Genomic DNA, 6720 nt, shown 5'->3' with positions numbered 1-6720 from the left:
ACAAGTACATTTTTTAGCACGCGCATCAGGTAACTCAATGAATGGCGGTAAACACCCAATACTTGATGGTGATTTACTGTTACTTGAGCTTATAACCTCCGACAAAGCGGGATCGCTACGCGGCCAAATAGTGGCGATAGAGCGAGATGATATAGGTGGCGATGGGCAGTATTTACTGCGTAAAGTTAATAAATTACCTAACGGGCAATACGAGCTAATTGCTCAAAACCCAGATTACGAAGTAATGATTGCTGATGAAAGCATGCGAACGTTCGCGCGGTTTAAACAAGTGGTTGCAGAGTAGTTTGTAGTCGCGTTTTAACTTGTAGTCGCGCTTTAGCTTGTAGGCGCAGAGCTTGCTCGCGCGAAAAGCTCAGCTTATGAATTGTGAAGGGATTAAAAACCTCTATTCGAGGTTTTATCGCGCTGGCGATGGCAACCAAAGGGCGGCTGCCGCCGACCGCCCTTTGGAATCCCACGGCGCACCCGAGGATCACACTGTGTCCTCAAGTTAAAAATTGATGTGAACGTAATCTCCGTGTATTCGCCATCCATGGCGAAGACACTGCTTAACTTGCATCCATGCAAGTGATTACTCATCAATTTATAACTTTCGGGTGTGATCACGGGGAATTGGAGTGTTTTGGTAGGTTGGTGGTTATTAATAATCACAAACTATACATACACATAAAAATTTTTAAATGTGTTCTATTAATAAAATTATTTAACTTGCCTAAAAAGGATTAAAGATAGTGTTTTCAAATGTATTGCAGTTTTTTATTTCATCTTCTACCGGAGTATTAACTTTAATTTTTACAGCTGTGTTATTTCTTATTTTTTGCATTGGATATAATCAAGCAAAAAAAAATAATAATACTCCTTTTGTAAATTATGTGCCGACACTTCTAACAACCGCAGGTATATTCGGTACATTTTTAGGTATTGTAATTGGCTTGTTTTACTTTGATCATACAAAGATAGATGAAAGCATTACTGAATTATTGCTAGGTTTGAAAACAGCATTTATAACTAGTCTTATTGGCTTGATGCTATCAATTGCATTTAAGATATTACAAACAACTACTTTTATAAATGAAGAAGTAATAAGTAATGAGGATGCCTCACCTGAAAACATTTTAGCTGCCATAAAAGCTCAGGCGAATGCTACTAGTGAGCTACAAGTTGCGATTGTTGGTGATGGGGACAATACAATCCTAGGCCAGTTAAAATTATTACGTTCAGACGCTAATGCTAATTCAACAAAAACACATAATCTTAGTGTCGAACAGTTCTACAAGAAGCTTGAAAAGCAAGATGAATTTGCTGACAAACTTTGGATTAAATTACAAGATTTTGCCGATACTTTATCTAAATCCGCAACAGAAGAGATTATTGCAGCCTTAAATAATGTAATAGCTGACTTTAATCAAAAACTTACCGAACAATTTGGCGAAAACTTTAAAAAGCTTAATGAGGCAGTTTTTAAATTAGTTGAGTGGCAAGAAAACTACCGCATTCAACTAGAGGAAATGAAAGCTCAATATAGTCATGGCGTAGAGGCTATTGTTAAAACTGAAGGGTCAGTGGCAAGTATTAATGAGCATGCTAAGTCTATTCCTCAGTCAATGGATACCTTAACTGAAGTTATGGAAGTTAACCAACATCAATTAGCTGAGCTTGAAAGACATTTAGAAGCATTCGAACAAATGCGGGATAAAGCTGTTGAAGCAGTACCTCAAATACAACAACATGTTGAGAATACAGTAAAAGATATCGGTGCTGCAGTAGAAGCTGCAAGTACACATTACACGTCTTTATTAACCCACTCTGATGAGTACATTAACAAGCATATTGCAAGCTCAGAAGCTTTGTTGGATAAATTTGTGAATACTACTGAGCAAGGTATTGATGCAGTTGGTAACAAGCTAATAAATAGCTCTGAAAACATGGGTAAAGCATTAGATTTAGCTAGTACTGAGTTTACTAATAATGCTTCAAGAACAAATGAAAGTTTGCAATCTAGCTCTGATTATTTAGCAGATGGTAGTGATAAGATGAAACAGCATATTTCAGATACTGTTTCAGATTTAAATAATAACATGAGAGATCTCATCGAGAAGGTTGTCGTTGAAGCGCGCACTATGAGCACTACTTTCAAAGATGCAAACAGTGAATTATCTCAAGATACTAAACAAGCCAGAGATATTTTCTTATCAACAAATTCAGAAGTAAGAGAGCAAATAAAGCGCATAATTGAGCAAGCGGCTCAAGAACAAATGCAGCAAACTCAACGTACTTTTATAGCCATTGAAGAGTCGGCTAAACAACAATTAACGAAAACACATGAAACTGTAGAGCACCAATTAAAAATGATTGACCAATCAATGCAAGAAGAGCTAACTCGTGCATTACAGCTTATGGCTAATTCCTTAGGTCAAATTTCGGGTAAGTTTGCTGAAGATTATCAAGTGCTAACACAACAAATGAGAAAAGTCGTTGAACAAGGAGCAACGGTTTAATGGAGCATATTTTTGGTAAACGTAAACAGTCAGAGGAAGGTGGGGAGCATTGGTTATCCATTTCAGATTTAATGGCTGGGCTGATGATGGTTTTTTTGTTTATTGCCATTGTTTTTATGCGACACACAATGAAAGAAAATGAAAAAATTAAAAGTATAGCTGTTGCCTACCAAGAGAAACAAGTCGCTATATATGAGTCTTTGATAAAAGAGTTTGATGAAGATTTAGAAAAATGGGGTGCTGAAATAGATAGGGAAACTTTGGCTTTTAATTTTAAATCACCAGATGTTTTATTTGATAATGGTGATATTGATATTAAACCTGCTTTTGCAAGTATTCTAGATGATTTTTTCCCGCGCTATTTAAAGGTACTGAAACCATTTAGAAGCTCAATTGACGAAGTGAGAATTGAGGGGCATACCAGTAGTGAGTGGAATAAGGATAGTAGCGATGAAGAGGCTTACTTCAAAAATATGAGGCTATCACAAGGCAGAACTCGATCTGTGCTCTCTTATTTATATTCACTTGTGCCACAAGAAACACCATGGATAAAACGTAATATCGCAGCGGTTGGCTTTTCATCATCACGCTTAATTATGACGGAGCAGGGCATTGAAGATACAGAGAAGTCGAGGCGTGTGAGTTTCAGAGCCATTACAAACGCCCACATACAAATTAAACGTATACTAGAGGCACAAGAGTGATGAAGATTGAAATAGACTTCAATGTTCTGCAATCTGCCGCCATTAAAATGGGGGCGTCAAATAAGCAAACTAAGCTCGATTCTATCCTTAGTCAATTAAACGCAATAGACAGCGGGTTAGGCGAAGGCTTGGTATTAGGGGAAGATTTACAGCTTTCTGAAATTGAGAATACTAATAGTCTTTTGGCCTATAAAGGGCGGCAAATAATGCTCTATATACCAGAGCAAAGGAGTAACATAGAAGAAGTCATAAAAAATGGCAAGATAACAGAAGCTCGACGTTTGCATGTCGCAGAGTGCGGTACAATTGAAGATATGAGGAATAAAGGCTTTTTTGATCGCTACCAAGTAACTAACGATATTAGCGGTAGCTATCCAGTAGTCGGGTGGCAGAATTCTCGAGGTGAGTGGATAGAAAGCAAAGCTGAGCTTGGCGTATGCAAAAATTGCCTAAGGATATTAAACTACAAAGGTTATGCAGATCTCAAAGGTGACGCAAAGCAAAAAGTATTTTTAGAACTCAAACTTTCAGAGCTGTTTGATACTTATAGCTCTTACTTCAAACATTACCCCACGCGCTCAAAAACGATTGGCAGTTACACTAAAGACTGGAACAAAATATCTGCAAGTTATCGACAACAGCAAAACTATACTTGTGAGCAATGTGGTGTAGCGCTATCAAGGTATAAGCAACTTTTACATACACATCATATTAATGGTGTAAAAACAGATAATTCATTGAATAATTTAAAGTCTCTTTGCGCGGATTGCCATACTAAGCAGCCAAACCATGACCATATGGATGTCCTTCATGCTGATCGTCTGCTTATAAATCAACTCAGAAAAGAGCAAGACAAATTCGATTGTAGTGATTATCAAGAGGTATTGCTTTACGCAGACTCAGCACTCGAAGGTTTGTTACTCAAATGCAAAAAGTACAATATACCTACACCTGAGTTAGGTATCAGTGTAAGAAATGGAGATAACTTTGTTTCTATTGACTTAGCATGGCCGAGAAGAAAGTTCGCAGTAGTGATTAATAAAGAACAAATACAACTACTAAGGGCGCAGGGCTGGACGGTTTATTTAGCGAGTGAGTGTCTTGCTAATTTTACCAGTATGCAACGTATGATACGTTAAATGACATATCGGTTTGTGTAGCGTGAAGCTTTAAATTTACTTTTGAAGGAACTGAACTTAGCCGTGATTTTTACATGGTTTTGGGTAAAGGGATTTAATAACCTCTATTCGAGGCTTTATCGCGTTGGCGATGGCAACCAAAGAGAGGCTGCCGCCGACCTCTCTCTGGACTCTCTCGGCGCACCCGAGGATCACACTGTGTCCTCAAGTTAAAAATTGATGTGAACGTAAGCGCCGTGTATTCGCCGTCCATGGCGAAGTCACGGCTTAACTTAAATTGCCTAAAGGGATTTAGGTACTTGGAATTTGTCGGGAACAAAATTCCGCCATGCAAGTGATTACTCATCAATTTATAACTTTCGGGTGTCATCACGGGGAGTCGGAGTGGGTTGGTAGATTGGTGTTAATCAATGGCTGTTTCATCTCCCCATTAAAAATGAACATTAACTGAATGTAAATTGCTCTAATTACAAATAGCTGCTAGGTTAGTAACCACATAATAAGAAAGGACTCTACTAAATGAAACTCAACCAAGTTTTATCAATTGTTAACCAAGTCGAAAAATCTAAATTCATTTCATGCCTCGATCGCCTTTGTTCGGACGCTGCAAAAAATAATAAAACATTAGCTAAAACAATCGACAATATTGACGGCCAAATCAAAAATGCATCAGGCAGCGAAATAACTCAGTTATTTAATACCGTTCGCGAGTTCTTCAAAGTTTCTGTAAAAGAACAAATTCTAATGAGTACAGCGCAGCTTAACTTATTGGTTAATATTTTAAGTCGTGACGGCAACGGGGTTGCCAGAATAAGCTGGATTGAGTCGCTCTATGAAAAAGAGTGGGCTGAACTATCTACGCTTTCAAAAGAATTAAAAGAGTGCATTCATCAAGGCTCTAGTGAGAGTTTTTTAGAAAGAAATCGAGCACTAAAAATCTATCACGCTTGTATGAAAGAAGCATATTTTAATGACGAAAAAAATAACCGTGATGCCAAAGTTACCGATGATGAACGCAGTATTCTTAATGTGCTTGCAGATGAGTTAAATCTCACTACAGATGAATGTGCTGCTGTTGAGCATTTGGTTGATGTTATTCCTAAGAATGGTGTTCTAGATGCTTTAAATAGCCTAAGGGATATAGGATTGGTATTTATCAGTAAAAAGCGCCAAGAGGTATTTATTCCTGATGAAATAGTTACCTTACTGAATGAAATTCAAGGAAAAGACCTTGCCGATAAATATGTTCTAAGGATATTGAGAACCTGTACTGATGCAGAGCTTTCCAATGCACTTAAAGCCCATGGCCGTAAGATTCGAGGCGTAAGCCGAACTGATAAAATTCAAACAATTATTCATTCAGGTATTAGCGCTGCAAAACTATTGTCTGATGATATTCATAACGTTGAAGATAATCAAAACCAGCGTAAAGAACGATTAAAACAACTGATCCAAGATTTAGAAATTGATACAGAAAAACTTGGCACCACTTTAGATGAGCGTATTGGGCTAATATTATCATCGTTATCAGGTGCAACAGAAAAAGAGTTTGATTCCCTTAGTGCCAGTGGATTTAAACAGCTTCTAAAAACATTAGAAGAACACTTCCCAACAATGCAAGCAGTGCTAAAGGAAGCGTTTGAACTTGAAGCTAACGAAGTGATAGATACTGAAAAACTACGTGCATTAAGTATAACCCCACACGATATTTTATATTTACTCTCAAATGACGAAGTAAAAGAAGTTCGCGACAGTATGGGCTTGTCTAAACGTGGTAACCCGCGCTTTGCTATTTTAGAGAGCTTTGCCAATGCAACAGATAAGTTGATTGAAAATTATGATGCACTAGCTCGTCGTGATATTAACGCGCTAAGAGAGGCGGGCGCTGATGTAATTGAAGCTGACATTGGCGTTAAGTTTGAAGAAGTCACAAAAGCTATTTTTGAAATATTAGAACTTAATATTGATGAAGATCTCCGAAAAGACTTAAACACCACTAAAGATAAAGCCGATATAGTAATTTCACTCAGCGATAACGACATAATTATTGGAGAAGCAAAAACCTGTAAAAATGGTGATTTTGCAAAATATTCAACAACGTCACGCCAAGTAAAAGCCTATGTAACCCGCGCTGAAAACCAAGGCAAGCGCGTGGCACAAGTATTAATAATTGCCCCTAGCTTTTCTGATGATTTTATTGAATCAGCTGAGATGGATACCGAAGTTAATATCTCTGATCCGCACCACCAGTTTTGGACACCTAATTAAGTGAGTACAATCACTAATGAGGTGAACCATGACAAACAAGAAAAAACGTATTCTCCATTCTGCTGAATTTAAAGCAGAAGCACTGAAACT

5 protein-coding genes are annotated in these 6720 nt (G+C 37.7%); all 5 read left to right on the top strand.

The window, feature by feature from the left end:
- Positions 1-304: S24 family peptidase (locus H5232_RS21615; protein WP_310736899.1), on the top strand; the 304-nt coding region annotated here is incomplete at its 5' end.
- A gap of 448 nt (positions 305-752) precedes the next feature.
- A complete protein-coding gene (locus tag H5232_RS21610; protein ID WP_182831494.1) occupies positions 753-2519 on the top strand; it encodes a MotA/TolQ/ExbB proton channel family protein in 1767 nt (588 codons plus the stop codon).
- Complete coding sequence (locus tag H5232_RS21605; protein WP_182831493.1) at positions 2519-3223, top strand: OmpA family protein; 705 nt, start codon at positions 2519-2521, stop codon at positions 3221-3223. Before H5232_RS21610 ends, H5232_RS21605 begins: the two co-directional genes overlap by 1 nt.
- Positions 3223-4362 carry an HNH endonuclease gene (locus tag H5232_RS21600; protein ID WP_182831492.1) on the top strand — a complete coding sequence of 380 codons (1140 nt, stop codon included), beginning with the start codon at positions 3223-3225 and terminating at the stop codon, positions 4360-4362. The genes H5232_RS21605 and H5232_RS21600 overlap by 1 nt, the downstream gene beginning before the upstream one ends.
- Positions 4363-4881: 519 nt before the next feature.
- Positions 4882-6630 carry a hypothetical protein gene (locus H5232_RS21595; protein ID WP_259400175.1) on the top strand — a complete coding sequence of 583 codons (1749 nt, stop codon included), beginning with the start codon at positions 4882-4884 and terminating at the stop codon, positions 6628-6630.
- Positions 6631-6720 lie beyond the last annotated feature (90 nt).

It is taken from the genome of Pseudoalteromonas sp. SG41-5, assembly GCF_014164495.1.
In the GTDB taxonomy this organism is placed as follows: Bacteria; Pseudomonadota; Gammaproteobacteria; order Enterobacterales; family Alteromonadaceae; genus Pseudoalteromonas; species Pseudoalteromonas rhizosphaerae.
This window is presented reverse-complemented; position numbering and strand designations above follow the sequence as displayed.